Consider the following 23,912-nt stretch of genomic DNA (forward strand, 5'->3'; position numbering starts at 1 on the left):
GGTCTCGTGACATCGGTCTCCGCACCGGCCGGCACTGCAGTGGTCGTCGGCTGGGCCGATTCGGTCCATGACCGCCAGGCGGGCGCCCGCGCTCTCCTCGACGCCTTCGACCGCCCCGGAGCCGAACCACCATTGCCGACCGGTGACTTCGCGGCTGTCCTGGTGTACCGGGACCGCGTCCTGCTGATGCGGGACGCGCAGGCCCGCATCCCGCTGTTCTTCAGAGAGTCCGGTGGCCGTGTGAACGCCGTGAGCACCGCGGCACGCGGCCTGGGTCACCCAGCGGAGTTGGAACACCGCTACTTCTGCCGCTACCTGACCGGGAACATGGCCCAACCGCATGCGGATCTGAGCCCGTTCGCCGGGGTGCACCGTGTCCTCGGCGGCGAAGTGGTGGAGCTCGCGGCCACCGGGCGGCTGCGCGGCCGGTCGGTACTCCGCGCCCGCCGGCCCGGCGACCCGCCGGCACCGCTCGACGGACTCGGCCCCGGTGCGGCCGGGCAGGATCTGCGCCGAGCCCTCGAGCAGGCTGTCGGGCGCCGCCTCGGCAGGACGACCGCATGCCACGTCTCCGGCGGCACCGACTCCACCAGCGTCGCCTTGCTCGCGGCGCGCCTGCTCGCCGAGGTCGAGGACCCCGACGCCGACCTCATCCTGCTTGCCGGGCGCTTCGACGAGGGAGAACTGGCCGGGGAACGGCCGTATCTCATGGAGGCCGTGGACGCGATCCGCCGGCTTGCACCAGCGGCCCGTCCGGTGATCGTCGAAGCCGACGACGTGGCCGACTTCGACGACTTCGAACATCACGCGGGAGACTCGGACGAGCCGCACGCCCACGCCTTCCGCGCCCCGTTCTGGAACCGGCTGCATGCCACAGCGGCGGAGCTGGGCTGCGACGTCCTTCTGACCGGTTGCGGAGCGGATCCGGTCGTCGACACCAACCTGCTGCACCTGCACCGGCTTGCCCGCTCCGGCAGGCTCCGGGAGCTGACCAGGCAGGCACGTGCCCATGCCGAGAGCAGTGAACGGGGCATCCGGGAGATCGTCGGCACCCACGTGGTGCGGCCGGCGCTTCCGCTGGCGGCCGAACGGCTCGCGAGGCTCGTCCATCGCGGAACGGTACTCGGGGGACTCGGCAACTTCACTCGGCCGCCCTGGTTGCGACTCGGATTCGCGCGGGCTCACGGCTATCGGGCGGCCAGCATCGCCGAGAGCCGCTTCGTGTTCGGGAGCCGGCCGGAGCAGTCCCTCTACGACGCGGCCAACTACCTCGCCGCGCCGGACCCGTTGTCCTGGCGCCACGCACAGCAGAACGGCTTCTTCCTCTCGCACCCCTTTCTGGACGCGGAGGTGATCGCGACGATGCGGCGCCTCCCCGCCGAGACCACGATGCGAGCGGGCCGTTCGAAGGCGGTGCTGCGCGAGGCCATGGCGGATCTGCTCCCGCCCCGGATCCACGGCCGAACGGCCAAGATCCCCTTCAACGACCTCTACGTCCGCGGTCTGCGGGCACACGGCGACGAACTCATCGACCTCTGCCGCTCCGCACGGCACCCGCTCACAGCGGAGATGTTCGACGTCGACACGCTGTGCCGGGCGGTGCGCGAGGCTCAGTGGGGGATGGGCGACTCGTACTCCTGGGACCGCGTGAACGCCTCGCTCGCGCTGGTGGCGTGGCTGGAGCGGCTGGGGGACCGGCGCTCAGCGGTACCCGGGGTGACTGTGCCGGTCATTGTGGGTTCTTGATGTCCCACAGGATCCGCTCGACCGGGCCCGCCTCGATGATACGGAGGCCGTACCGGTCTTCCGTCGATGCCCGGGTCTCGACCTTGCCGTCCGCGTCGTCGATGGTTTCAGTGATGTTTGCGCCGTGCGTGCCGAACTGCCAATAGACGGTGATGTACCTGGGGTCCCTCGTTTCCTCGTCGATCGAGTTGTTCTCGTGAAGCCTGCTCTTGTAGAAGACGGAGTCGGTGGCCTTCTGCTTCTTCATCCAATCGGGCACCTGGTCATGCCAGCTGTAACCCGCGGGTTGCAGGTGGTCCAGAGAGACGTGGTCCTTGCGTGTGAGGTGCGCGCTGGCGTAGAAGGCCACCAGGTCGTACGGCGTGTTCATGGGCAGTTGCACGATGACTCGGGCGGTGACGGTGTCGTTCGCGCCGATCGGTTCTCCGTAGCGCATCCACGGTTGGGCCTCCACCAACTGACCCGGCTGGTGAACCTCTCTGCGTGACAGCGGATTCGTCCGCTCGAGTGAGCTCCACTGCTTGGCAACGGTTCGCCACTGCCGGCGGAGTTGGTCATTCGGGGTCAGATCCACCTTCTGTGCCATGGCGTGCAATTCGGTGCCGAGCACGTCGAAACTCACATCGCTATGGTTCTCGAGGGTGATGTTGACCGGTACGGAGAATGCCTTTCCGTCTTTGCTCACCACTGCCTTTTCCATGGTCAGCTTGATGATCGGCCTGATCTCGCGCTGGGACGGCAGATAGAGGTTCTGGTAGCCGAAATTCCCCAGCGCGATGACGGTGGTGGCGAGAAGCGCTGTGGCCACCCGCTTCGGAGCGGGAACCACACCCAGTGTCCGCCACACGGCCCCTACAGCCCATACCGAACCCGCCGTGAGGGCGCCGAACAACGTCGGGAACAAGAACCAGTCGGGATCCGCCACCAGCTTGATGAAGAGGCACAGGTTGGCCAGGGAGGCTGCGAACGCACCAAAGAGTGCTACCAGCCCGGATTGGCCAAAGGTGTGCCACTGCCAGTGATCCACCAGAGCGGCTGCGCCCAACAATGCAGTAAAGGCGACCACGACGAGCACGGCACCGGCCATGCGGCCGGGAAAGGTAAAGGCGCCGAGAAGATCCCTCAGGCCGAAATTGCCCAGCAACCCGGAAGTCGACAGGAGGACCAGCAAGATCGCGATCAGGCGCACACGCGACCGTCTGTTGCGTGTGAGCGCCCGTTTCGCCCGCTGGAGCGAGGCGTCGCGCGAGTTGTTGCGCAGGTTCATGATGCCGCCCGCCGGCGTCCCAGGTTGTGCCTGACGCTCGGTCGGCGCGGGCAAGTGTCAACGGCTTTCACGCGTGCCTCCTTCGCGGACCACGGCAGACCGAAGCGCCGGCCACCGAGAACTTCATGATCATCGTCCGTGACGATCCGTCGGATCGCCATCCGCGTGCATCCGGATGTGGGTGCCCCACGCGTCACCGCGCCCCCCGCCGGGGTACTTCTCCAGTGGCCATCACCGACGACCAGCGGAGCGCACATGACGACGGAAAGCAGCACGGGGAACCCGGCAGTCGAGGTGAGACCCGTCGCCGGGCACATCGGGGCCGAGATCACCGGCGTCGACCTCACCGGCGAACTCGACGACGCCCTGGTCGGTCTGATCCGGGAGGCCGTGCTGCGGTGGAAGGTGGTTTTCTTCCGGGACCAGCGTCTTGACCACGCCGGGCACGTCGCCTTCGCCCGCCGCTTCGGCGAACCGGTCGTGCTCGGCCGGCGCGGCAGTGCCTCACCGGCCGGCTTCCCCGAGGTGGAGACCACCGCCGACCGGCTGGAGCTCGGCGGCCGGTTCGGGATGGAGCACGAGGAGTGGCTCCAGCGGCGCCGGCACACCCTGCTGCGCGGCTGGCACTGCGACCACGGGGCACGGATCGACCCGCCGGCCGCGACCGTCCTGCGCGCCGAGACCGTCCCGCCGTACGGCGGCGACACCACCTGGGCCAACCTGGCCGCCGCCTACGCGGGGCTCTCCGCGCCCGTGCGCGCCTTCGTCGACGGCCTCCGCGCCGAACACCGCCTCGGCGTCGGCTACCAGCCCCGCCCCGGTGACGACACATATCTGCGCCACCTCCTTGACCATCAGGTGGCCTCGGTGCACCCGCTGGTGCGCGTCCATCCGGTGAGCGGGGAGCGGGTGCTGTACGTCAACGGCTACTACGTCGAGCAGATCGCCGGCGTCTCCCGTCCGGAGAGCGCCGCACTCCTGGAGATGCTGCTCGAACAGGCCGTACGGCCCGAGTACACGGTCCGCTTCCGCTGGGAGCCCGACAGCGTCGCCTTCTGGGACAACCGGGCCACCATCCACCTCGCGCCCAGCGACAACGCCCACCTCGGCTTTCCGCGCGTCATGCACCGGGTGATGCTGCACGGCGAGGTGCCGGTCGGGGTGGACGGCAAGCCGTCGGAGCCGGTCACCGGGACGGAGGTGCGCCGTTGGTGACTCAGACGGCGGTTCCCGGGCGCCAGCCGAGCGCCGGGCCCAGGTGGGTCGCCAGGTCCGTGAGGATCTGGACGTAGTCCTCGTGCTCGAACGTGAACGGCAGCGCGAAGGCCACCTCGTCGACCTCGCGGAACCCGGCGTGCGCGTGCAGCCGCTCGACGATCTCCGCCGAGGTACCGACGATGTCCGGGGCGAACAGCAGCCGCCCCGGACCCTGCGGGGTGGTGGTACGGGGCAGCCGCTTGGCGGCGTACGTCTCGTACCTGGCGCGCTGCTCGGGCGTCGCGGAGTCGGTCGGGATGACGACCAGGCCCTGGGAGACCCGGGCCGCCTCGCCGTCGGGGTGGTGGGCGCGGAACTCGCGGATGTGCGAGCGCTGGATCTCCGCGAAGTCGTACGGCCCTTCCGGCTCCACGGCCCTGACGACACTGCTCGTCAGGAAGTTCATGGCGTGCTCGCCGGCCCAGCGCGCCGAGCCGAGACTGCCGCCGCCGTACCAGAGCCGGCGCCCGAGACCCGCCGAGTGCGGCTGGACGACATCGGAGAAGACCTCGAAGCCCTCGACCCCGCTGAAGTCGGTGGCCGGCTTGCCCCGGACGAAGTCCAGGAGCCGCCGCACCCGTTCGTAGCTGAAGTCCTCGACATCGGCCGTGTCCGGGTAGAGGGCCTCCCTGACCTGCTCGTAGTGCATCGGCGGGCCCACGCTCACACCGGGGTTGAGGCGGCCGCCGGAGAGGATGTCGACGGTTGCCAGGTCCTCGGCCAGCCGCAGCGGGTTCTCCCAGCCCAGCGGGATCACCGCGGTGCCCAGCTCGATCCGGCTGGTGCGCTGCGAGGCCGCCGCGAGGACGGCGACCGGGGACGAGATGCCGTACTGGAGATGCCGGTGGCGCACCCAGGCGCTGTCGAAGCCCAGCCGCTCGCCCAGCTCGATGATCTCCAACGTGGACTCGTGCCCCCGGCCCGGCTCCGCGCCGTCGAACAGGCCGATGGTGAGGAAGCCCAGTCTGCGCAGCGGGCGAGGGGTGGACGGCACGGGTCCTCCAGCGGTCGTACGTCAGTTCTGCCCCGATTGTGACACCCGAACATTGCGGGAGTGTGATCAGCCGCGGATCAGGTCAGGGGGATGATGATCTCGTCCTCGACCGGCGGGTCCAGCTCCTGGGGGCGGTTGCCGGTGGCGGCGAAGCAGCGCAGCCGCACCGCCTCCGGGCTGACGTCGAGGCGCAGGAAGCACTTGAAGAACGGCGGGCTGTAGGTGACCGAGCCCGGGGAGAACAGCTGGGTGTAGATCTTCTTCACGGGCAGCCGGAAGCGGGAGCCGCGGTCCGGGCGGCTGCCGGCGCCGAGCAGGCTCGCGACCAGGCGGGCGCGGCGGGTGACCCGGGTGTCCGGGCCGGGCGCACGGCCGGTCCTGATGCCGAGCCGCTCGGCGATCACGGCCGTGGCCTCGGCCTCGCTGAGCGTGAAGAAGCGGCGGAGGTGCAGTCTGCGGCCGTACAGCCGGCTGTAGAAGGCCAGGGAGTCGCCGCGCAACGGGTAGCAGCGGAAGTCGTCCTCGGAGACGTTCGCGATCGACACCGGCGGGATGGTGTGGGTGGCGTGCATGAAGGCACCGCCGCCGCCCGCGACCACGTACTGGACGGTGCGCCCGTCCACGTCGACGGGGTAGCGCTGGTAGTTGTGTATGTCGCCGCCGATCGCCGCCACATAGTGGTGGGCCGGGTCGCGCACGATGTCGTCGACGGTGCCGCCGCCCTCGATCGGGCACGGGTGGTGCTCGCCGTCCACGTACAGCGGGGAGCCGGTGATGAGGATCTTGGGGCGCGGCCCCCGGGACACCTCGCGCAGCCAGGCGCCCTGTTCGGCGTCGACGGTGCCGAGCAGCCCGGTGTCGATACCGACGATCCGCACCGGCCCGGCGTCAATGGCCCAGTACGGGCCCGGCTGCACGGCCGTCTGTCTCGGCGCTGACCGCAACTTCCGTGCCTGCGCGAGGAGTTGCTCGTCGGCCGGGCGCGGCCGGTGCCACAGCAGGGCGCGCCACCAGGCGCGGGTCAGCGGGCGGGGCCGCGGCTCGGCCGGGAGCGGCGGGGCGTCGTCGCAGAAGACGCGCATGAACGCGCCGAGATCCTCGTACCAGTCGTGGTTTCCGGGTATCGCGTAGATCGGCGCCGGATAGTCCTGGTACGGCCGGAAGAACTTGGTGCCGTAGTCGTCGGTGGTCCCGACCGGATAGATGACGTCGCTCGCGATCACCGCGAAGTCGGTGTCCTCACCGGCCTTCAGGAAGCCCGGCACGACGGCGTACTGGGAGTCGTCCCCCTCGCCGGTGTCGCCGATCACCATGAACGAGAACCGGTCCGCCTCCGGCCGCCGGATCACCTTGTCGCCGGGTGCCCCGGCGGAGGCCTGCTGTGCCACCCAACGGCTGCGGGTGCGGCCGGTCGGATCGCCGAACCAGGACGCCAGCACCCCGTTGCGGGCGGCCCACATGGTCCTCGGGTCGAACCAGAACAGCTTCTCGACATGGTCCGGCATCAGTTGGCGGTAGGCGCCGCGCTCGGCCTCGCCCCAGCCGGCGCCTTCTGCGGTCTCGCGTGAGGAGTCAGACACGCGGGAACCGTACAACGATCAACGGACGGCTGTGGCGCGGGGGTTCGACGGGACAGGCCGAGCGGGACGTGCGCCGGTCGGCGCGGCACGCTGTCGCGCGGCCCCTCCGGACAGCCGCAGGCATGGCACCAGTCGTCAGGGGCGACCACTCGACTGAGCAACACGGCGTCGTCGGGTTGCACCTGTTGGCCGACCACTTCCAAGCCGAGGTCATCCGGCCGGCGGAACGTCGTCAGGCCGGCAGGGCAGAAGATGGAGTCACGCACGAGCTTGGGGCGCAGCCCTTGGTGATCGTCCGGTGGCGTTTGGTCGATCAGGTGCGGTCGTGGAGGGTGACCTGGTAGCCGTCGGGGTCGGCGAAGGTGAAGGTCCGGCCGAACGGGCCGTCGATCGGCGCGGAGACGACGGTCCGGCCGTCGGCGACGAGAGCGTCGTGAATGGCCTGGACGCCTGTGGCGTGGAGCCAGATCGCGGCACCGATGCCGGGCTGGGCGACGGATGCGAGGTCGGTGCCGGGAACGACGTCGCGGAGTGCGAACGCGATCGGCTTCGTCTCGAAGACGACGGCGTGCGCAGGTCCGGCCGGCGAGCGGACGAGGCCCAGGTACTGCTCGTAGAACGCCTGCGAGGCGTCGAGGTCGCGCACTTGGAGCGAGATGAAGTCGGGGCCGGTGGCGGGCATGACGACACTCCTTCCTTTCGTGTCAATTTCCTGACATGCGTGGGAGGAGGTGCAGCGGCCGCTCGGGATGAGCGTGACGCACTACTCCTGCCTCGAACTCCTGGTGCAACGACCGGGCTTGTCGAACTCCGAGCTCGCGCGGGGCGCGTTCGTGACACGGCAGACGATGAACGTACTGCTCCAGGCCCTGGAGCGGGACGGCTACGTGGCCAGGCCCGCGGAGGCACCCGTCGGGAAGGTGCTTCCCGCGCGGCTCACGCCTCGCGGCCGCAGTAGCCTGGAGAAGGCGAGCGCAGCCGTCCGGTCCGGCGAGGCCAGAATGCTGGCCGGCCTGACCGGGACCGAGCAGTCAGCCGCGTTCCGGATTCTGCAGAGCATGATCCATTCACTGCGCGGTGACAACGCAGGTGCACAGCTCGTTCCGCGGCGCACGTCTCGTCACGCTTCGGACAGGAGTGCGGCCGAGCCTGAAAGCCGTGTCGGCGACCTCGAAAACCAACAGACCCCGACTGCACCCTCTGTCGCGATGAGCCCCTCTTGCCCCTTGGGTTCGGTCGCCAAGCTGGGCCCGGTGGACGCGTCTCTTGGCCATGTGAGTTCCGTTCTTGCTGTGACGGTGGGGATCAGCGACCAGTCGCGGTCACCGGGTGACTGCGACTGTGCGGGACTTCGGGCCGTAGCCGGAGTAGCCGGCGGCTCGCACGGTGTAGCGGTAGGTGATGCCGGAGCGCGTGGTGGTGTCGGTGTACCGGGTACCGATCAGGTCTTCGGCCACCACCTTGTAGGCGCCATTGCCGGTGGCGCGCAGAACGGTATAGCTCACGGCGCGCGCGGCGGCCTTCCAATGGAGGGTGATGCGGCCGGAGGTTTTCGTGGCCGTCGGCCGGTTCGGCGCTGCGGGGCTGCTGACTGCAGCGGTGCCCAGCTTGACGTGGTCGAAGACGGCGGTGGTGGGTTCGGTGGTGGAGCCGGAGGCCACGGCGAGGCCGAGGCGGACGGTGTCGGGCAGTCCGGTGAGCAGCACGCTGGCGTTGGGCGACCAGTTGGCGCCGGTGGGCGAGGTGTAGGTGTAGACGTAGCTGCCGCGACGGACGATCTTGAGCCAGTACGGGGCCTTCACGTCGGGCAGGTTGTCCCAATGGCTCCAGGAGTTGCCCGTGCCCTTGGACCCCCATTCGGTCTCCACGCTGCCGTCGCCGAGCAGGCGCTGGAAGACGTAGGGGACGTCGCTGCTGGTGTTCACGGCTGACCGGATCATCAGACCTGTCTCGGAGTGGTCCGTCCCACCGATTGCGGACGCCACATGGGCGATCAGGGTCGCGTCCCCGGTCACGGTGCGGTAGGCGTAGTGGTAGCCGGAGGTCTGGTCCTGGCCGTAGCTCGTGAGCGTCCACGAGCCGTCTCGGTGGGTGGTGCTGCCAGGGGAGCCGACATTGCCGACGTCCGCGCTCTTCGGTGTGTTGACGGCTTGCGAAGCCGTGGGCGCGGTCCAGGCGGTGGGGGTCCGGGTGGCGCGGGAGGCGTCGCCGGTGCGGTCGTAGATCATGGAGTTGGCGATCTGGCCGACCTTCGCGCGCAGCCGCGCGGTGTAGGGCGCCGTGCGATGCATGCGCACCACGTAGGCGTTGTAGACGAGGTCCAGGCCAGGAGCACCGGCGTTGGACACCCAGCGGGTGCCGTCGTCGTCGGAGGCGATGCTGGAATAGAGGGCGTAGCCGGAGCCGAAGCGGGTGAACTCGGGGTTGCCGCCGAGGTTGTAGCGGCTGAAGTACTCGGCGGCCTTCAACAGCCGGTCGCCCTTCGCCGAATAGAGGTCGACGCCCTGCTTCCACGCGGTCTCGGCGACCGCGGCGAGGTGCATCCACTGGCCGTACGCGTGGCCGCCGTCGCGCCCGGTGTCACCCACCTCGCCGTTGGGCAGCGTGTCGGACAGTCCGCCCATCGGCTCGGTGAGATAGGCGTCGACCACCTCGCCGAACTTCACCCGGTCGTCGTCGAAGACGGCGATCGCCATGGCGCCCTGGAGCTGCAACGAGCCCTGGTTGGCGTTCAGCAGGTGGCTGCCGGCGCCGTTGGCTCCAAGGCCGACACCGAGCTGGGGCCAGTAGACGTCGTTGAAGTTCTTCTGGCAGAGGCGGGTGTCCGCCTTGGTCCAGCCCGAGTACGTGCCGCGCAGGGTGTCGGCGGCGGCGATGCCCAGGATCGAGTAGTCGCCGATGGTGAAGGCCGCCTCCGCGCCCGACCACTTCGTCTGGGTCGCGCACCAGGCCGTCATGATCTTCGTCGCCTTCGCGCTGTACGCGCTGTCGCCCGAGATGTAGCCCCGCAGGGTGAGGTTGTAGACGGCCTGCATGTCGTTCTCGTACGCGCCCCGGTGCACGTCCGGGTTACGGCCCACCTCCGCGTACGGGCCCTGCATGGTGTACGAGAGGGACGAGCGGGAGTCCGACAGCAGCGACGCGTAGGCGCCCTTCCACGGGGCTCGCTTGACGTTGTGCTTCAGCCCGGCCAGATCGGCCTTGTCGAAAGTGATGCCAGGGTGGCTGAACCGCGCCGGTGCCACGTCCACCGTCGACGTGGCCTTCGTCGACTTGGACGTGCCGTCCGTGGTGCTGAGCCCGGCCCAGGCCACGGCTCCGCCGAGAGCCACCGCTCCCGCTCCGACGACGGCAGCCACCGTCGTCAGAACCCGCCGCACCCGCTTCGACGCCCTGTGCCCGCGCCTGTTCTGTATGTGAAGCACCGTCGCGCTCTCTCACTCGATACCCGCTGTCCTGCGGAGAGTTCCATGATCATGGATGCGCAGGTCGCTTTGGCAACTGCCGGCGGCCCATGAAACTTTCAGTGCTCGGTGGACCTGTTTGAATCCGCCAACTGGTGCTGCGACGAGCGCATCCGTAGGGACGGGACGCCCGGATGCAGTCCCACGGTCGGGTTCTGCCGCCGCGGGGCGTTTGCGGATCCCGGTGGATGTCCTCAGGGGAGCAGGCCGTTGTCGCGCAGCCAGCCGTCTGCCGCACGCGTGGGGGACACGCCATCGGCGACGGAGGCGGTCAGGATGGTCAACTGCTGTGTAGTGAGTCGCGAGTTGAGTCGAGCCAGCGCCTTTCTGGCGGTCAGGTCCGCGTAGGAGGCGGCGATCAGCGGGAAGACGTGTTCGGGCGGTACGACACCCTTCGGATCCGTCAGGACGACCAGGTTGTCGCGGGTCAGCGCGGGATCGGTACCGTGCAGGACGAGCACGTCGGCAGTCGTCGACGTACCGGTCGCGGTGAGGTCGGCGCCGTAGGCCTGGTGGAGTTCGGCGGTGGAGGGCGCGTCCGTGTCGTGGGCGGCGGGGCCGCCGAGGGTGAGACGGCCATGGACCCCGGCCAGGTCGGCGAGCGTGTGCAGGGTGCGCTTGCGGGCGGTGGCCCGGGTGACCGCGAGGACCAGACCGCGCTGCGCCTTCGCCGGGGAGAGGGCGATGACCCCCGGGGGCAGGGCCATGCTCAGGGTCGCCGCCATGTCGCCGGACACGAACTGAGTGGCCCGCAGGGCACGGAGGGCGGTGGTCTCGTACGCCGGTGCGAGACCGAGCCGGCCCGTCGTGACGGCCCGAGCGGTGTCGGCGGCGCTCGTATAACGGGTGTGCGTCATCCGCACGGTGGCTCCCGCCCTGGTCAGGAGCTCGTCGTAGAGCGCCGCCACGACGCGGCTGCCGGCGGAGGTGTCGGTGCCGATCACGATCGGTCCCGGGCCGTCCGCGGAACCGGCCTGAGGACCGGTTGGGTTCACGTTGGAGCAGCCGGTGAGCACCAGGGAGCAGGCTGCTGCTGTCGCGGCGAGAAGCCGGAGGCGGATTCCTGAGATCACTGCGGACCACTTCTGACGGGGCGGGCGACGCTCCTCGGCAGAGTGTCGAGGCGCGCCGCCCGCGGATCGGGGGAGAACTCAGCAGTGCGCGCTGCGCTCGGACGACGACATCTTCGCGTCCTTGAAGTTGACGTAACCGCCGTTGGGGTTGTCGGTGTTGAAGGCGGAGGACTTGTAGTTGTTGATGTACCAGTAGTAGTGGCCGTAGTAGCGCTTGCCGAAGTGGATCTCGTACCAGCCCGTGGCCTGCTGCTTGCTGGTGCCGCGCTCGATCCAGCCCTTGTAGCCGGACGGGATGTTGACGGTGTCGCTCTCGGTGGTGGTGTGCGACGACTCCCACGTGTGGCCGTAGGACGCGGTGACCGAGGCCTCGTAGACCTCCCAGAACTTCACGCTCGCGCTGATCGAGACGCCGACCGAGTTGGTGGCACCGGTCGTGTCCGACCAGTCGATCCGGTGCTGGTTGGTCTGGCTCGCGCAGTTGTAGGCGGTGGTGCCGACCTGGTGCTTGGGACCGACGTAGGCCGTGTAGCTCTGCGGGTGGAACTGGCACAGATCGGCCCAGCTGCAGGCGTTCAGGAGCTCCGACACGCTGGGGCTGCTGTCGGCGTAGGACTGCGGGACCGCCATGAGAGAGGCTCCCAGGGCGAGGGCACCGACCACGCCCGCGGCGCGCAGGGCACCCTTGGCAGAGCTTCTCTTGTTGCGCACGAATTGCATCGACTCACTCCAATGAGGTGGATGCCGGAAGTGTGCGGCCAGTTGACTGGCCATTGATGCCGGCAGTCCGTCCCGGACGGTTTGGGACTGCCGGGTGAAGCGGGAATTAAAAGTGGGTGAACTGATCGAATTGAATTCGACCGGTCCGCCGGTGATGCTGCTCGGACTTATGGTCCGTCGAAATCGGCTGGTTCCCCGCGTGTGAGGGGCCGCCCCTTTTCGCGTGCCCAGGACTGTCGCCTGCCCGGAGTCTGGGCGTGCGGCGTTCCGCTGCGGGACCAGCCTGGGGAGAGCGGGATTGTTCAGCAACCAGGTCGCAGGGCTGAACAACTCCCGTCACGCATCGGCAGGGTTGGTCTGCTTTGGTTTCCTGATGCCTCAGTGGGCGGCCATGCAGAGGTGGGTAAAACGAGTTACCGGGGTCTTTCCCTAAAGGAAAGACCCCGGTAACTCTTCTTCACTGATAAGAGATGGTTGTGTGCTCGACAGGCTCCCGGTCAGGACCCTGTGAAGGCCGTTGGGCTCTGGGTGGACGGCACAGGTGAGGCTGCGCCGTCGCGTGTCCAGAGGGGTTTGAGTCGGTAGGTGAGGAGGTAGAGGAGGGTGCCGGCGGCTGCGGCGATGAACATGCTGAGGTCTCCGGCGCCGGGATATGCCTTGGAGAAGGGGCCGGTGTAGAAGCTGGACTGCCAGAAGGGGACGGAGGCGGCGACGCCGCCGGCCCAGGCGATGAAGCCCCAGTCGAGGATGCGGTGGCGGTCGTAGAGTTCGGCGATGCGGGTGGGGTCGGAGCGGCCGGCGAGGTAGTAGTCGAGGAGGAGGACGGCGGCGAAGGGGGCGATGAAGTAGGCGGTGAGGTTGAGGAAGACCTTGAACTTGGCTTCGGTGCCGGAGTTGCCCCACAGGCTGATGGTGTAGGCGAGGAGGCAGATGGCGGTGACGGCCTGGGCGCGGGTGACGGGGATCTTGAGGGTCTGGACGGAGATGGCGCCGCCGTAGACGTTGAGGAAGTTCTGGGCGAGGGCGGAGAGGCCGACGGCGATGAGGGCGGGGACGGCGAAGGGGCCGGCGAGTTCGTGGAGGGCGGTGATGGAGTCGGAGCTGGTGGCGCTGCCGCCCACGATGACGCCGAGGATGCCGAGCCAGCAGATGGTGACGAAGTTGCCGAGTCCGGTGTACCAGGCGGTGCGGGTGATGACCTGGGGGGTGTCGGGGAGGTAGCGGGAGTAGTCGGAGGCGAAGGGGGCCCAGGCGACGAGGAAGGAGAGGAACCAGCCGCCGAAGGTGATCCAGCCGCCGGTGGCGCCGATGTATCCGGAGGCGTGCGGGTCGGCGTGGAAGAAGCTGCCGCCGCGTATCACGGCGACCACGGTGATCAGCAGGAACAGGGGGGTGAGGACGTAGGTGAGGACCTTCTGCAGGTAGTTGATCATGTTGTAGCCGTAGATGGACACGACCAGTTCGACGGCGGTGAGGGCGGCCGCGCACAGCCAGTAGGGCAGGTGGGTGAGTTCGGCGATGGCCTTGCCGCCGAGGATGACGGTGACGGCTGCCCAGCCGATGCCGGCGAAGACGTTGATGTAGGCGACGGGCAGGAAGTTGCCGAAGAAGCCGAGGGGGCCGCGGGCCTGGATCTGCTGGGGCACGCCGAGGCGTACGCCCATCCGGGACATGACGCCCATCAGGACGGAGCCGAGTGCGGCGCCGGTCACGATGGCGGTGACGGCGGAGGCGAAGCTCAGTCCGAACCAGGCCGCGCTGAAGCCGAGCAGGATGATCGGGAAGTTGAGGCCGGCGGCGAACCAGACGAAGAACTGCGAACTGGGCCTGCCGTGACGCTCGTTGTCGGGGATGTGGTCGACACCGAACGGCTCGACCTTCGTGACCGCGCTGCCGTACACCGGCGCCGGCGTTCCATCTGTCATGCGGTGCTCCTGCTCTTGCTATGGGAGGAAGGTCACCACGGCAACGGCGCCGTGTGCGAGATGTCGAAGAAGCCGCCGCCGCCGTAGACCAGCGGGGCGAGGTCGTCGTGGCGGGCGGAGACCACCCGGCCGGTGAACACGGTGTGGCTGCCTGCCTCCAGGCGCTCGCCGATCTCCACTTCCAGCTGGGCGCAGGAGCCGTCGATCAGCGGGGCGCCGAAAGCACCAGGCGTCCAGGAGATCCGGGCGAACTTGTCGTCACCCTTCGCAGCGAAGACCTTCGCGACGTCGAGCTGGTCGGCGGCGAGGACGCTGATGCCCAGATGGCTCGCCCGGTGCAGGGCGGGATGGGTGGCGGAGCCGCGCTGGACACAGACCAGCACCATCGGCGGATCCAGGGAGATGCTGGAGAAGGCGTTGCAGGCCAGCCCGCGGGGCATGCCGTCGTCGTCCGTGGTGACCACGGTGACGCCGGTGGTGAACTTGCGGTGCACCCCGCGCACCAGGTCCGGATCGACGGCGGCCTGCGGCGCGGTGGTGATGATCCCGAGCGCTTCGAGCATCTGACGGGAGTCGAAGGTCACCCACTCCTCGACGACGGCCGGCCCGTCGAAGCGGGCGAAGGTCGCGCCCGACACCTCGACGGGCCTCCTGGTGGGCGGCACGCCGAGGAACGGGCCGGTGTGGCGTCCGGTGCTGCGCCAGCGGACCGCCAGCCGGTCGCCGTCCTCGACGACCTCCTCGATCTCGGTGCGCAGATCGGGGAAGGCCTGCCGCACCGCATGGATGGAGTCCTTGAACTGGTCGCGGTTCTGGGTGGCGCCGGCGGGCCCGCGGCGGCGGACGTAGGTGGGACTGAGGAGATCGTCCAGGGCGTCGACCCTCCCCTGGTCCCAGGCGGCCCGCCAGGCGAAGCGGAGGAGGGAGGTGCGGTCAAGAGTGTGGGTCATAGCCGTCCTATCGGTCAGCTCTTGCATGGCAGAGGACGGTAAGTACACCGCACTACCGTGTCAACACCCTCGACACAAAAGCCCGATCCATCCAGGTGGGCGCGTCAAATACACAGGTCATGCTTGTTTCGACGAGGTGAACCCTTGACTGGTCCGATCCACACTCCTAGCCTCGCTTGCATGGCAGAGCCGAAGCGAAAGGGACATTCTATGCGGTTCACGTCATTCCGTAATCTCGGAGCGCCCGGTCGGCTCGGCGCGTCCGCCCTCGGTCCGGCTCCCAGGGCGACGGAACGGGTGCCGGGCACGCCACCGAGGTCATCCAGGAGGGCACATGGCTGAAGAGCGTGTGGGTCAACACAGGCGAGGAACCGACCGCTGCCCTTTCCACCTGCGCTCGTGGCCGGGAAGCTTGCATGGCAGCACTAGTGCCATGTCCAGCGGTTGACGCAGCGCACCCGGCACATTACCTTCACGTACCATGCAACATCCCAAAGGACGTGTTCGGAAACCACTGCAGCAGACCAGCATGCAGGCCCGGGTCGCCGAAGAGCTACGCCAGATGATCATCACCGGCGAGCTGCCGCCGCGGTCCAGCCTGTCCGAGATGGCGCTGTCGGAGACGTTCGGGGTCAGCCGGACTCCGATCCGCGAGGCTCTCAAGCAGTTGCAGATCGAGGGGCTGGTGGAGGTACGGCCGCGGGTCGGCACCTTCGTCGCGGTCCCCTCGCGACGGGAGATCACCGAGCTCTTCCAGATGAAGGAGCTGCTGGAGGGCGCGGCGGCCCGGCTGCTCGCTTTCCGGGGGAACGTGCCCGAGGTGGGCCACCTCGAGGACAACATGCGCGAGGCGGACGAGGCGGTGCGCGCGGGCGATGCCGAACGGTACGCGCGGCTCGTCCACGACTTCCACGACCTGATCGTCGCGGGAGCCGACAACACCAAGCTGGAGGCGCACTACCGCACCCTGATGAACCAGCTCGCCTACGCACGGCTGGTCCGCACCTCGCTGTCCCAGCCGGGCCGCCTCAGCGAGTCCGACCACGAACACCACCACGTGCTCGACCTGATCCTCGCCAAGGACGGCGACGGTGCCGAACGTGTCATGCGCGAACACGTCCGGCGCAGCCACCAGGCACTGCTGGCAGGGATGGACGAACGCCGGCAGCAGAGCTGAAGGGACCCTCCGCCGGAGTCCGGCGGCCCGCGCCGGGATCCGTGATGCACGTGCCAACGACGGGCCGTCTCCAGGCACTACTCGCCCTGCTCGGCGGGCCGGTCGCCGGCGAGAGCGGGCCACCGGCGCCTGACGATCATCGCCCTCGCGGTCGAGGCGATCAGGGTACGCACCGCGTCGGTGACCGCGACGGACCCCCGTGAACGGGTGGACATACCCGACACCGGTGACGAGGTGGCGGAACTGGCGTTGACCATCAACGCCACTCTGCAGCGGCTGGAGGAAGCGGCCGCCGCGCAGCGACGGTTCGTCGCGGCCGCCGCGCACGAACTGCGCAGCCCGCTCGCCACCCTGCTCGCGGGACTGGAGGTGGCCGTCGTCTACCCCGACCGGACCGACTGGCCCGCTGTCGTGTCCTCGGCCCTCCGGCAGGCACGGCGGCTGAGCGGCCTGGCGGAGGAACTGCTGCTGCTCGCCCGGCTCGACGCGGGTGCTCCCGCGGCCCCCGCGGAACGGATCGATCTGGCGGCACTGGCGAGCCGGCTCGGTGAGGAGTACAAGGAGCTCACCGGCGGCTCCCCGAGGGTGGATCTCCTGGCCGACGGACCGGACACCGCGACGGTGTTCGCGGCCCCCGGCGACGTCGAACGGATCCTGCGGAACCTGCTCGACAACGCCATGCGCCACGCCGCCGGCCGAGTACTGCTGACCGTGGCCCGGGACCGGGCCAGGTGTCCTTCGGTCGTGTGCACCGTCCGCGATGACGGAATCGGCGTCCCGGCGACGGATCGGGAACGGATATTCGAGCGATTCACTCGCCTGGACGAATCCCGCACGCGTGCGGCGCACGGCACCGGTCTCGGCCTCGCCATCGCCCGTGATCTGGCGACCCGTCAAGTCGGCCGACTCGTTCTGGCGCTTCAGCCGACGGGCTCGGGGGCGTGCCTCGTCCTCACCCTCCCCGCAGCAGAGGACGCTTCGGCCGCGCCGACACCCTGCCGGTGACCAGCGACCTCATCGCATCGGCCTCGGTGACGATCCGGCCGCCCACGTGGGACGCGCGCCGAGCCCATCAGTTCGTCCGGCTGTGGCGCTCATACGGCCCCGCCGTCCGAGTCACACTCATCGGTGGTGCGAGCGGACTCCCGGCGCCGGTGACGGGGCCGTACACACGTGTCCCGCCCGGGAAGTCGGCCGCCTCGGGGATTCCGCACGCGCCCGGCGGCGTCCCGTCAGTTGCGCGACGAGTCCCCGTACCGTGTGGGCGACACCGCGCAGGGTGTCGGATGAAAACAGACACTTCATGGGGATTCCGGGGTACGCCGGGCGCCGGTGCATGGTTCGGCCGGGGCATCAGCCGGGCGCGTGGGACGTGGTGTCGGCCCGTACGAAGACGGGCTTGAGGCGGCGCTCGGGCAGCGCTTCGGGCAGGTCCTCCCAATCGATGACATGGGAGACGACCCGTGCGGGGTCGACCTTGCCCGAGAGTGCCAGATCGAGGGCGTCGGGAATGTGGCCCCGGACGTTGTCGCGGGCGATGCGCATCGTGACGCCGGTGAGATACATGTCGAGCAGGGGCAGCTCGCCGGGTCGGAAGTGGTTGCCGGCGGACTCGCAGAACCCTTCCGGAACCAGGCACTTGAGGGCGAGGGCGAGCTGGTCGACGCGCCCCGTCGCTTCCACGGCGAGGTCGAAGCCGTGCGGGATCGGCTCCAGGGTTTCGGCGGTGGCCGCCCCGTAACCGCGGGCGATCTCTCGGTGCTCCGGGTCCGGATCGACGTACAGCACGTCGGAGGCGCCAAGCGCGCGGGCGATGTCGCAGACGTAGAGGCCGATGCTGCCGCGGGCGACGACCAGGACACGGGCTCCCGGCTTGTTCTTCAGGTGGGGAGCGACCAGCCGCCAGGCCAGCGACCAGTTGTCGCTGGCCGAGGCCATGGCGACCGGGTCCAGGCCGTCCGGCAGCGGAACCAGCATGGCGTCCGCGTACGGCACACGGACCAGGTCGGAGAAGAGCCCGCCCCAGCTGCCGCCGAGCGGAGCGCCGTACATCGCCATGTGGGGTACGGCGGTGCAGTGGGCGGTGAGCCCGGCGCGGCAGTGATCACAGGTGCCGCAGTTGATGGACCAGGGGACGACCACCAGGTCGCCAGGAACCACGGACCTCACTGTGCCGCCGACGTCGACAACCCGGGCCACGCACTCGTGACCGAGGGCGAAGGGCGGGTCGATAAAGCCCTGGCCCGCGAGGATCATGGCGTCGACGTCGCAGGAGGTGGCGGCCACCGGCGCGACGATCGCCTCCTGACCTGACCGAACCGTGAGGTCGGGTGCCTCGCGCCACTCGACGGTGTTCCGGGCGACGTAGGTCAGTTCACGCATCAGCCTTCTGCCCCTTCGCCAGGGCCACCAGGTCGGCGTAGCGGATGACGGAGCCGCCCGCACCCCAGGTGCCGTCCGGCTGCTCGTGCACCAGCACCCACACCCTCAGGGCTTCGTCCGCGGACAACCCGGCGGCCCCCAGGACGGTCCTGGTGGCGTCCTCCACCAGACCGGCCTTGCGCCGCTCGGACAGCGCACCGTGGGGCACGGTCACGTCCACCAGGAAGCGCGGCGTGTCGTCCTCGGCCGTGATCTGCGCTCCTTCGGGCAGCTCGACGAGGTAACTCCATGCCTGGGCGCGGAAGAACGCGGTGTCGGGCGCTCCCTCCCAGCGCAGTAGGACGGCGGCCAGGTCCTGCTGGACGGTCCTGCGTCCTTCCTCGGTCAGGGAACCGGGCGGGACGGTGAGCCGGATCATCGGCATGACCCTCTCCTCACTTCGACGACTCGTTTATGACGATCGTCATAAACCCCGGCCAGGCTAGACTATGACAAGTGTTATAGCCAACGAGAGGCACGGAAGTGGCCAAGCCCAGCACGCCGTCCCGCGAACGGATCGTGGCCGGCGCCGCCGACATGATCAGCCGGCGCGGCCTCAACGCCACCAGCATTCGTGAGCTGGCCAAACACGCCGAGGCGCCGCTCGGTTCGACGTACCACTACTTCCCTCAGGGCAAGCAGCAGCTGGCCACCGAGGCCGTGCGCTATACCGGCAAGTGGGTCGCCCGCAGCCTGCGCAGGGAGCTTGAGGCGGGTCCGGTCGCGGGGCTGCACGCCTTTCTCGCGGTGTGGCGCAAGATCGTCCTCGGCACGGGCTTCCGGGCCGGCTGCCCCGTGCTGGCGGTCTCGATCGAGGAGCTCCCGGACGACGACGAGACGCCCGAGGTCCTGCTGGCCGCCGCCGAGGTCTTCGACGAGTGGGAGAGCCTGCTCGCCGATGCCCTCCGCCGGCATGGTGCCGAGCCCGTGCAGGCCGCCCAGCTTGCGACACTCGTCGTCGCCGCGGTTGAGGGAACCGTCGCCATGTGCCGCGCCAAACGCAGCATCCAGCCCCTCGACCAGGTCGCCGCACAGCTCCACGCGCTTGTCAGCGGCGCGATCGACGACTGAGAGGGCTCGACCGTGCGAAGATCCACGACCAGTCGCGCTCCGGCCTCCCAAGCGGTCTCAGCTCTGCATGCGCCAGAGGCGGCCGGGGCTCCCGGCCGTGAACCCGCGCTGGATCCGGAGGTGATCGCACAAGGTATCCGGCTCCTCGGCCCGGGCCCGGTCGCCTGGGCGGTGGAGTGGGCCGCCCGCGCCCGGGATGCCGTGGTGGCACGGGAGGGGCCGAGAGCTGAGCTGCCCGTCTCGGCCGTCCATCAGGTGTGCGAAGGGATGCTGCTGGCCTGCTTGGCACGCTTGTCGGGCCACGACTGGGCACCCGTCACCGCTGACAGCCTGCGCCTGGTCGCCGTCACGGCGGCCGAGCAGGACGTCCCGTTCAGCCAGGTCGTGCAGAGCATGCGCGAGATCCAGCGGCTCTGGCTGGAGCAGCTGATCGCGGGAACGCGTGACGCCGTGTCCGCGGAGGCGCCCGCCGTCACACCGCTGGCCCTGTCCGAGGTCGTCGACGAGACGGCCATCGCCATGGTCGGCACCTACATGGCCGAGCGGGAACGGAAGGCGGAAGGACGAGGGGCCCTCCAACGCGCCACAGTCCAGGCACTGTTGGAATGTCGGCCGGTCGACCCGGACCGCGCAGGGGCGGATCTCGGGCTGCGTCTGGACCACCATCACATCGGGCTGGTGCTGTGGCGGCCGGGTGGAGCACCCGCGTCACGCCTCGTCCGCGTGGCCGCTCAGTTCGCCGACCGGCTGACGGACTGCACGCTGCTGACGGTTCGGGACGACGACGAGACTCTGTGGGCATGGCTCAGCCGCACCCACCCGCCGACCGCGGCGGAGTCGACGGCCCTCGGCGGCGTGCGCCCGGGGCTGGCCGGGACGCGGGTCGCGCTGGGGAGCACCGCGGCCGGCGCCGAGGGTTTCCGCCTCAGCCACCTCCAGGCACGCGACACCGCCCGTGTCGTCCAGGAGTCCGATCCGGCGCGAGAGGTGACTTCGTGGCAGATGGTGAGTCTGCCCGGCCTGCTCTCGTCCGACCTTGAGCGAGCACGCTGGTTCGTCCAGGACACGCTCGGCCCGCTCGCCGCGGACGACCCGAGCGCCGGGGAGCAGCGTGCGACACTGCTCAGTTATCTGGCCTCCGGGCAGAGCCTGTTGCGCACGGCACAGGACCAGCACGTCCACCGCAACACCGTCGTCTACCGACTGCGGCGCATCGAGGAGCAGTTGCCGTACCCGCTGGACGAGCGACGGATCGAAGTCCACTGTGCCCTGTTGCTGGCCGCCCGTTTCGGGGCCGCCGTACTGGACCGGGAAACAGGCTGAGCCACCGCGCTGTACCGCAGTGACAAGGAGCCGCCGAAGCATTGGACGACCGTACCGATGTGAGCGGGCAGCACCCGTGGAACGGTAGTCGCATGACCAGCACGCACCACCCCGCACGCATCGACGTCCACCAGCACGTCAACCCGCCCGTCTGGCTCGACACCATGGAACGGAATGGCCTCACGGACGGCTGGCCCATCCGAGCCTGGGACCCGGACAGTGCCATCGCGATGATGGACGACCAGGGCATCGCCACCGGCATCCTGTCCGTCACCACACCCGGCATCCACTTCGGCGACGACGCCGAAGCACGTACGCTCGCACGCGCGGTCAACGAGTACGGCGCGGAGGTCGTCAAGAACCGGCCGGACCGTTTCGGGTACTTCGCCATGCTCCCGTGGCCCGACCTGGACGGCGCTCTGACCGAGACCGCCCACGCGATGGACGCCCTCGGTGCGGACGGCGTCGTCCTGCTGTCCAACGTCCACGGCCGCTATCTCGGCGAGCCCGAGGACGAGCCGCTGTGGGACGAACTCGACCGCCGCCACGCCACGGTGTTCATCCATCCCAGCCACCCGCCGGTCACCCTGCTGCCGGGAGTCTCGCCCGCGCTGGCCGACTTCCTCTTCGACACCACGCGAGCCGCGCTCAACCTCGCCCTCAAGGGCACACTCGCCCGCCACCCCAACGTGAAGGTGATCCTCTCCCACGCCGGCGGTTATCTCCCCTACATCGCCTACCGGGTCACCAGTCTGACGTCCACGGTGCTCGCGCCGGACCGGACGCCCGAGGACGTGCTGACCGAGCTGAAGCGCTTCTACTTCGACACCGCACTCTCCGCCAGTCCCAGCGCCCTGCCCGCCCTGCTCTCCTTCGCCGAGCCGGGACGCGTCCTCTACGGCAGTGACTGGCCGTACGCCCCGGAGGCGGCCGGCGCCTACCACAACCGCTTCCTGGACACGCACCCCGATCTCACCCCCGAGGGCAGAGCGGCCATCAACCGCACCAACGCGGAAGCCCTCTTTCCCCGCCTGGCCTCCGACGATCGGGGATAGGGGCGGGCGGTCGCGATCGGGGATACCGATCCACGGTGGCGGCATGGCTTCCGGGTGACGGCGACCGCGCCGCTTCGGGTGTTTCGACAGACGGAACCGTCCGCGTGCTCCCTCTGCTCCGGCGAAGAAGGCCGACGGCAGCGTGGGATTCCGCGTCGCGCCAGCCGCCGCGGCGACGCCGTCGTGCCGGTATGCCCCGACAGTGAGGGCCTTCGCCGACGTCGACCCGTTCTGCGCCCGCACTCGAACAGCCCGTGCCGGCACTCATAAGGAACCACTGGCATGCGCAGCGTGGCCACGGTCCTTCGCGGACTTGTCCCCGGCGGCGGGAACCACGGCTTCCTGCCGGCACGGCTCGCGGCGGATCAGTCGGTGGCGCGCAGGTGGCTGACCGTGACGAAGTGGTACCCGCGGGCGGTGAGGACACGGAGGATCTCGGGGACGGCGGCGACCGAGGTCGGGTGGATGTCGTGCATCAGGACCACGTCGTTGCGCGACACCTTGGAGATGACCGTCGCGGCGACCTTCTTCGCGTCGGGGTACTTCCAGTCCTCGGTGTCCACGTTCCACAGCACGGGCGACAGCGTGGTCGCCGCCGTGACCTTGGCGTCCACCGCGCCGTACGGAGGGCGGAACAGGGTCGGCGCCTTGCCGGTGGCCGCCTTGATGGCGGCGCTCGTGCGGTTCAGCTGGTAGCGGATCTCCCGGGTGGAGAGCCGGGTCAGGTCGGGGTGGTTCCAGGAGTGGTTGCCCACCTCGTGGCCGGCCTTCGCCTCGGCACGGACCAGGTCGGGATGGGCGACGACGTTCTGACCGACGGTGAAGAAGGTGACCCGCGCCTTGTACTGCGCGAGGTAGGTCAGCAGCGTCGAGGTCTCCGGGGCTGCCGGTCCGTCGTCGAAGGTGAGCGCGACGCACTTCACCTTCTTGCAGTCGGTGTTGTCGTCGCCGACGGCCGCCTGCGCCGGCGCGGACTCGGCCGGGGTGCTGGTGGCACCGACGTCGAGGTGGGCGTCGGGGTGGACGGACTGCCGCTGCGCGCGCTTGCCGAAGGCGGACAGCCAGGCGGTCGCGGTCTTCTCCGAGAAGGTCACCGTGTAACGGCCGGCCGCGGGGACTCCCACCTCACCCCGGTCGAAGCTCACCCGCAGTCCGCCGTCCGAGGTGAAGGCCAGGTCGTCCACGGCCGCCGCGCGGTTCGCCGGGTCGTCGAGGGCGGCGTCGAGTGTCGAGGCCACGACCCCCTCCCGTCGCCTCAGCTCCTTCTTGAGAGCGGACACGAAGGCGTCCCGCGAGCCGTCCGCGATGAGACCGAGGGCGGTGCGGTATGTCCCGGTCTTGCCGTCGTACCAGTACGTGCGGGTCGACAGTCCGTCCCCCACGGACGTGCTGCGGTCCTGCGTGGACAGGCGAACGCCCAGGACGTCACCGGAGGCCACGAGGAACTCGTGGCTGATGTTGAGTTCCGGGCCCTGCTCGGCCGCGCTGTTCGAACCCGGCTGGCAGGCGGACGCACGGAATTCGGCCAGGCGCCGGTCGACGTCGTGCTTCATGGCGGCCGTCATGGCGGCCGCGCCCGGCACGGCCGGGTAACTGGTCGCGTACGGGCAGGAGCTCTGCTCACTGTTGTCGCTGACGATGTCCAGCCCGCTGATCTTCGACGGGTCGACGGTCGCGGCGGCCGACCCGGTGGCGGACGAGCCCTCTCCCGGCTGTGAGGCCACCGTCCCGGACGAGCACGCGGCCATGAGCGACAAAGCGGTGGCGAGCAGGATCGGGTGAACAGCCGTGAATTTGCGCATGCGATCAAAACCTAAGCGAGTGGGGTCTGACGGACGTCACTGACGGAACGCCCCAGGCCGCTGCTCGCCAGAGATGGCACGCACAGC

At 69.4% G+C, this 23,912-nt stretch carries 20 protein-coding genes and 1 pseudogene; 8 read left to right on the forward strand and 13 right to left on the reverse strand.

From position 1 onward, the window contains the following. The first annotated feature begins 6 nt into the window (after nucleotides 1-6). Nucleotides 7-1,746, forward strand: a complete 1,740-nt coding sequence (locus ACFWPQ_RS42095) for an asparagine synthase-related protein (protein WP_384047463.1) — start codon at nucleotides 7-9, stop codon at nucleotides 1,744-1,746. Here the strand turns inward: ACFWPQ_RS42095 and ACFWPQ_RS42100 are convergent. Next, complete coding sequence (locus tag ACFWPQ_RS42100; protein ID WP_384047466.1) at nucleotides 1,730-3,013, reverse strand: hypothetical protein; 1,284 nt, start codon at nucleotides 3,011-3,013, stop codon at nucleotides 1,730-1,732. The genes ACFWPQ_RS42095 and ACFWPQ_RS42100 overlap by 17 nt on opposite strands. A 255-nt stretch (nucleotides 3,014-3,268) precedes the next feature. On the opposite strand from ACFWPQ_RS42100, the gene ACFWPQ_RS42105 reads away from it, so the two are divergent. Next, nucleotides 3,269-4,228 carry a TauD/TfdA dioxygenase family protein gene (locus ACFWPQ_RS42105; RefSeq protein WP_384047469.1) on the forward strand — a complete coding sequence of 320 codons (960 nt, stop codon included), beginning with the start codon at nucleotides 3,269-3,271 and terminating at the stop codon, nucleotides 4,226-4,228. Between the two features lies 1 nt (nucleotide 4,229). Here ACFWPQ_RS42105 and ACFWPQ_RS42110 read toward each other — a convergent pair whose 3' ends face one another. The 3 genes from ACFWPQ_RS42110 to ACFWPQ_RS42120 form a co-directional block, all read right to left on the reverse strand. Then, complete coding sequence (locus ACFWPQ_RS42110; protein WP_384047472.1) at nucleotides 4,230-5,264, reverse strand: LLM class flavin-dependent oxidoreductase; 1,035 nt, start codon at nucleotides 5,262-5,264, stop codon at nucleotides 4,230-4,232. Nucleotides 5,265-5,341: 77 nt separating this feature from the next. Beyond that, nucleotides 5,342-6,844 carry a metallophosphoesterase family protein gene (locus ACFWPQ_RS42115; protein WP_384047475.1) on the reverse strand — a complete coding sequence of 501 codons (1,503 nt, stop codon included), beginning with the start codon at nucleotides 6,842-6,844 and terminating at the stop codon, nucleotides 5,342-5,344. Nucleotides 6,845-7,157: 313 nt separating this feature from the next. Beyond that, a complete protein-coding gene (locus ACFWPQ_RS42120) occupies nucleotides 7,158-7,526 on the reverse strand; it encodes a VOC family protein (protein ID WP_384047478.1) in 369 nt (122 codons plus the stop codon). Nucleotides 7,527-7,563: 37 nt separating this feature from the next. Between ACFWPQ_RS42120 and ACFWPQ_RS42125 the strand changes: the two are divergent. Continuing rightward, nucleotides 7,564-7,938 (forward strand): annotated as a pseudogene (locus ACFWPQ_RS42125) (MarR family winged helix-turn-helix transcriptional regulator); the annotation flags it as partial. A 228-nt stretch (nucleotides 7,939-8,166) separates the two neighbouring features. Here the strand turns inward: ACFWPQ_RS42125 and ACFWPQ_RS42130 are convergent. From ACFWPQ_RS42130 to ACFWPQ_RS42150, 5 genes are all read right to left on the reverse strand, one after another. Beyond that, complete coding sequence (locus ACFWPQ_RS42130; protein ID WP_384047481.1) at nucleotides 8,167-10,203, reverse strand: alginate lyase family protein; 2,037 nt, start codon at nucleotides 10,201-10,203, stop codon at nucleotides 8,167-8,169. Nucleotides 10,204-10,502: 299 nt separating this feature from the next. Further along, nucleotides 10,503-11,252: a glycine betaine ABC transporter substrate-binding protein gene (locus ACFWPQ_RS42135; protein WP_384047484.1), complete on the reverse strand. Its 750-nt coding sequence runs from the start codon at nucleotides 11,250-11,252 to the stop codon at nucleotides 10,503-10,505. A gap of 207 nt (nucleotides 11,253-11,459) precedes the next feature. Next, nucleotides 11,460-12,101, reverse strand: coding sequence for a hypothetical protein (locus ACFWPQ_RS42140; protein ID WP_384047487.1), 642 nt, complete (start codon nucleotides 12,099-12,101; stop codon nucleotides 11,460-11,462). A gap of 497 nt (nucleotides 12,102-12,598) precedes the next feature. After that, complete coding sequence (locus ACFWPQ_RS42145; RefSeq protein ID WP_384047490.1) at nucleotides 12,599-14,026, reverse strand: purine-cytosine permease family protein; 1,428 nt, start codon at nucleotides 14,024-14,026, stop codon at nucleotides 12,599-12,601. A gap of 32 nt (nucleotides 14,027-14,058) precedes the next feature. After that, a complete protein-coding gene (locus tag ACFWPQ_RS42150; RefSeq protein WP_384047493.1) occupies nucleotides 14,059-14,976 on the reverse strand; it encodes a flavin reductase in 918 nt (305 codons plus the stop codon). A 481-nt stretch (nucleotides 14,977-15,457) separates the two neighbouring features. On the opposite strand from ACFWPQ_RS42150, the gene ACFWPQ_RS42155 reads away from it, so the two are divergent. Beyond that, entirely contained in the window at nucleotides 15,458-16,153 is a 696-nt protein-coding gene (locus ACFWPQ_RS42155) for a GntR family transcriptional regulator (RefSeq protein ID WP_384047496.1), read from the forward strand. A 77-nt stretch (nucleotides 16,154-16,230) separates the two neighbouring features. On the opposite strand, the gene ACFWPQ_RS42160 is transcribed toward ACFWPQ_RS42155, so the two are convergent. Continuing rightward, complete coding sequence (locus ACFWPQ_RS42160; RefSeq protein ID WP_384047499.1) at nucleotides 16,231-16,368, reverse strand: hypothetical protein; 138 nt, start codon at nucleotides 16,366-16,368, stop codon at nucleotides 16,231-16,233. Here ACFWPQ_RS42160 and ACFWPQ_RS42165 point away from each other — a divergent pair. Then, entirely contained in the window at nucleotides 16,361-17,158 is a 798-nt protein-coding gene (locus ACFWPQ_RS42165; RefSeq protein ID WP_384047502.1) for a sensor histidine kinase, read from the forward strand. The genes ACFWPQ_RS42160 and ACFWPQ_RS42165 overlap by 8 nt on opposite strands. A 348-nt stretch (nucleotides 17,159-17,506) precedes the next feature. Here the strand turns inward: ACFWPQ_RS42165 and ACFWPQ_RS42170 are convergent, their stop codons facing one another. Continuing rightward, entirely contained in the window at nucleotides 17,507-18,535 is a 1,029-nt protein-coding gene (locus tag ACFWPQ_RS42170; protein ID WP_384047505.1) for a zinc-binding dehydrogenase, read from the reverse strand. After that, nucleotides 18,528-18,959 carry a 4-oxalocrotonate tautomerase family protein gene (locus ACFWPQ_RS42175; RefSeq protein WP_384047508.1) on the reverse strand — a complete coding sequence of 144 codons (432 nt, stop codon included), beginning with the start codon at nucleotides 18,957-18,959 and terminating at the stop codon, nucleotides 18,528-18,530. Before ACFWPQ_RS42175 ends, ACFWPQ_RS42170 begins: the two co-directional genes overlap by 8 nt. A gap of 98 nt (nucleotides 18,960-19,057) precedes the next feature. On the opposite strand from ACFWPQ_RS42175, the gene ACFWPQ_RS42180 reads away from it, so the two are divergent. The 3 genes from ACFWPQ_RS42180 (at nucleotide 19,058) to ACFWPQ_RS42190 (ending at nucleotide 22,023) form a co-directional block, all read left to right on the forward strand. Continuing rightward, nucleotides 19,058-19,645, forward strand: a complete 588-nt coding sequence (locus tag ACFWPQ_RS42180; protein ID WP_384047511.1) for a TetR/AcrR family transcriptional regulator — start codon at nucleotides 19,058-19,060, stop codon at nucleotides 19,643-19,645. Nucleotides 19,646-19,765: 120 nt separating this feature from the next. Further along, nucleotides 19,766-20,968, forward strand: coding sequence for a PucR family transcriptional regulator (locus ACFWPQ_RS42185; protein ID WP_384047514.1), 1,203 nt, complete (start codon nucleotides 19,766-19,768; stop codon nucleotides 20,966-20,968). Between the two features lie 92 nt (nucleotides 20,969-21,060). Further along, nucleotides 21,061-22,023, forward strand: coding sequence for an amidohydrolase family protein (locus ACFWPQ_RS42190; protein WP_384047517.1), 963 nt, complete (start codon nucleotides 21,061-21,063; stop codon nucleotides 22,021-22,023). 365 nt (nucleotides 22,024-22,388) lie between these two features. Here the strand turns inward: ACFWPQ_RS42190 and ACFWPQ_RS42195 are convergent, their stop codons facing one another. Then, nucleotides 22,389-23,825, reverse strand: a complete 1,437-nt coding sequence (locus tag ACFWPQ_RS42195) for a polysaccharide deacetylase family protein (protein WP_384047520.1) — start codon at nucleotides 23,823-23,825, stop codon at nucleotides 22,389-22,391. Nucleotides 23,826-23,912 lie beyond the last annotated feature (87 nt).

Origin of the sequence: Streptomyces sp. NPDC058464 (genome assembly GCF_042721035.1) — a bacterium.
Lineage (GTDB): Bacteria > Actinomycetota > Actinomycetes > Streptomycetales > Streptomycetaceae > Streptomyces.

What these genes read in the sequence shown, in the direction of transcription:
- ACFWPQ_RS42160 (WP_384047499.1), bottom strand. Translation starts at nt 16,368, where the DNA reads ATGTCCACCCGTTCACGGGGGTCCGTCGCGGTCACCGACGCGGTGCGT.
- ACFWPQ_RS42190 (WP_384047517.1), top strand. Translation starts at nt 21,061, where the DNA reads ATGACCAGCACGCACCACCCCGCACGCATCGACGTCCACCAGCACGTC.
- ACFWPQ_RS42195 (WP_384047520.1), bottom strand. Translation starts at nt 23,825, where the DNA reads ATGCGCAAATTCACGGCTGTTCACCCGATCCTGCTCGCCACCGCTTTG.
- ACFWPQ_RS42140 (WP_384047487.1), bottom strand. Translation starts at nt 12,101, where the DNA reads ATGCAATTCGTGCGCAACAAGAGAAGCTCTGCCAAGGGTGCCCTGCGC.
- ACFWPQ_RS42145 (WP_384047490.1), bottom strand. Translation starts at nt 14,026, where the DNA reads ATGACAGATGGAACGCCGGCGCCGGTGTACGGCAGCGCGGTCACGAAG.
- ACFWPQ_RS42150 (WP_384047493.1), bottom strand. Translation starts at nt 14,976, where the DNA reads ATGACCCACACTCTTGACCGCACCTCCCTCCTCCGCTTCGCCTGGCGG.
- ACFWPQ_RS42105 (WP_384047469.1), top strand. Translation starts at nt 3,269, where the DNA reads ATGACGACGGAAAGCAGCACGGGGAACCCGGCAGTCGAGGTGAGACCC.
- ACFWPQ_RS42120 (WP_384047478.1), bottom strand. Translation starts at nt 7,526, where the DNA reads ATGCCCGCCACCGGCCCCGACTTCATCTCGCTCCAAGTGCGCGACCTC.
- ACFWPQ_RS42155 (WP_384047496.1), top strand. Translation starts at nt 15,458, where the DNA reads ATGCAACATCCCAAAGGACGTGTTCGGAAACCACTGCAGCAGACCAGC.
- ACFWPQ_RS42100 (WP_384047466.1), bottom strand. Translation starts at nt 3,013, where the DNA reads ATGAACCTGCGCAACAACTCGCGCGACGCCTCGCTCCAGCGGGCGAAA.
- ACFWPQ_RS42175 (WP_384047508.1), bottom strand. Translation starts at nt 18,959, where the DNA reads ATGCCGATGATCCGGCTCACCGTCCCGCCCGGTTCCCTGACCGAGGAA.
- ACFWPQ_RS42170 (WP_384047505.1), bottom strand. Translation starts at nt 18,535, where the DNA reads ATGCGTGAACTGACCTACGTCGCCCGGAACACCGTCGAGTGGCGCGAG.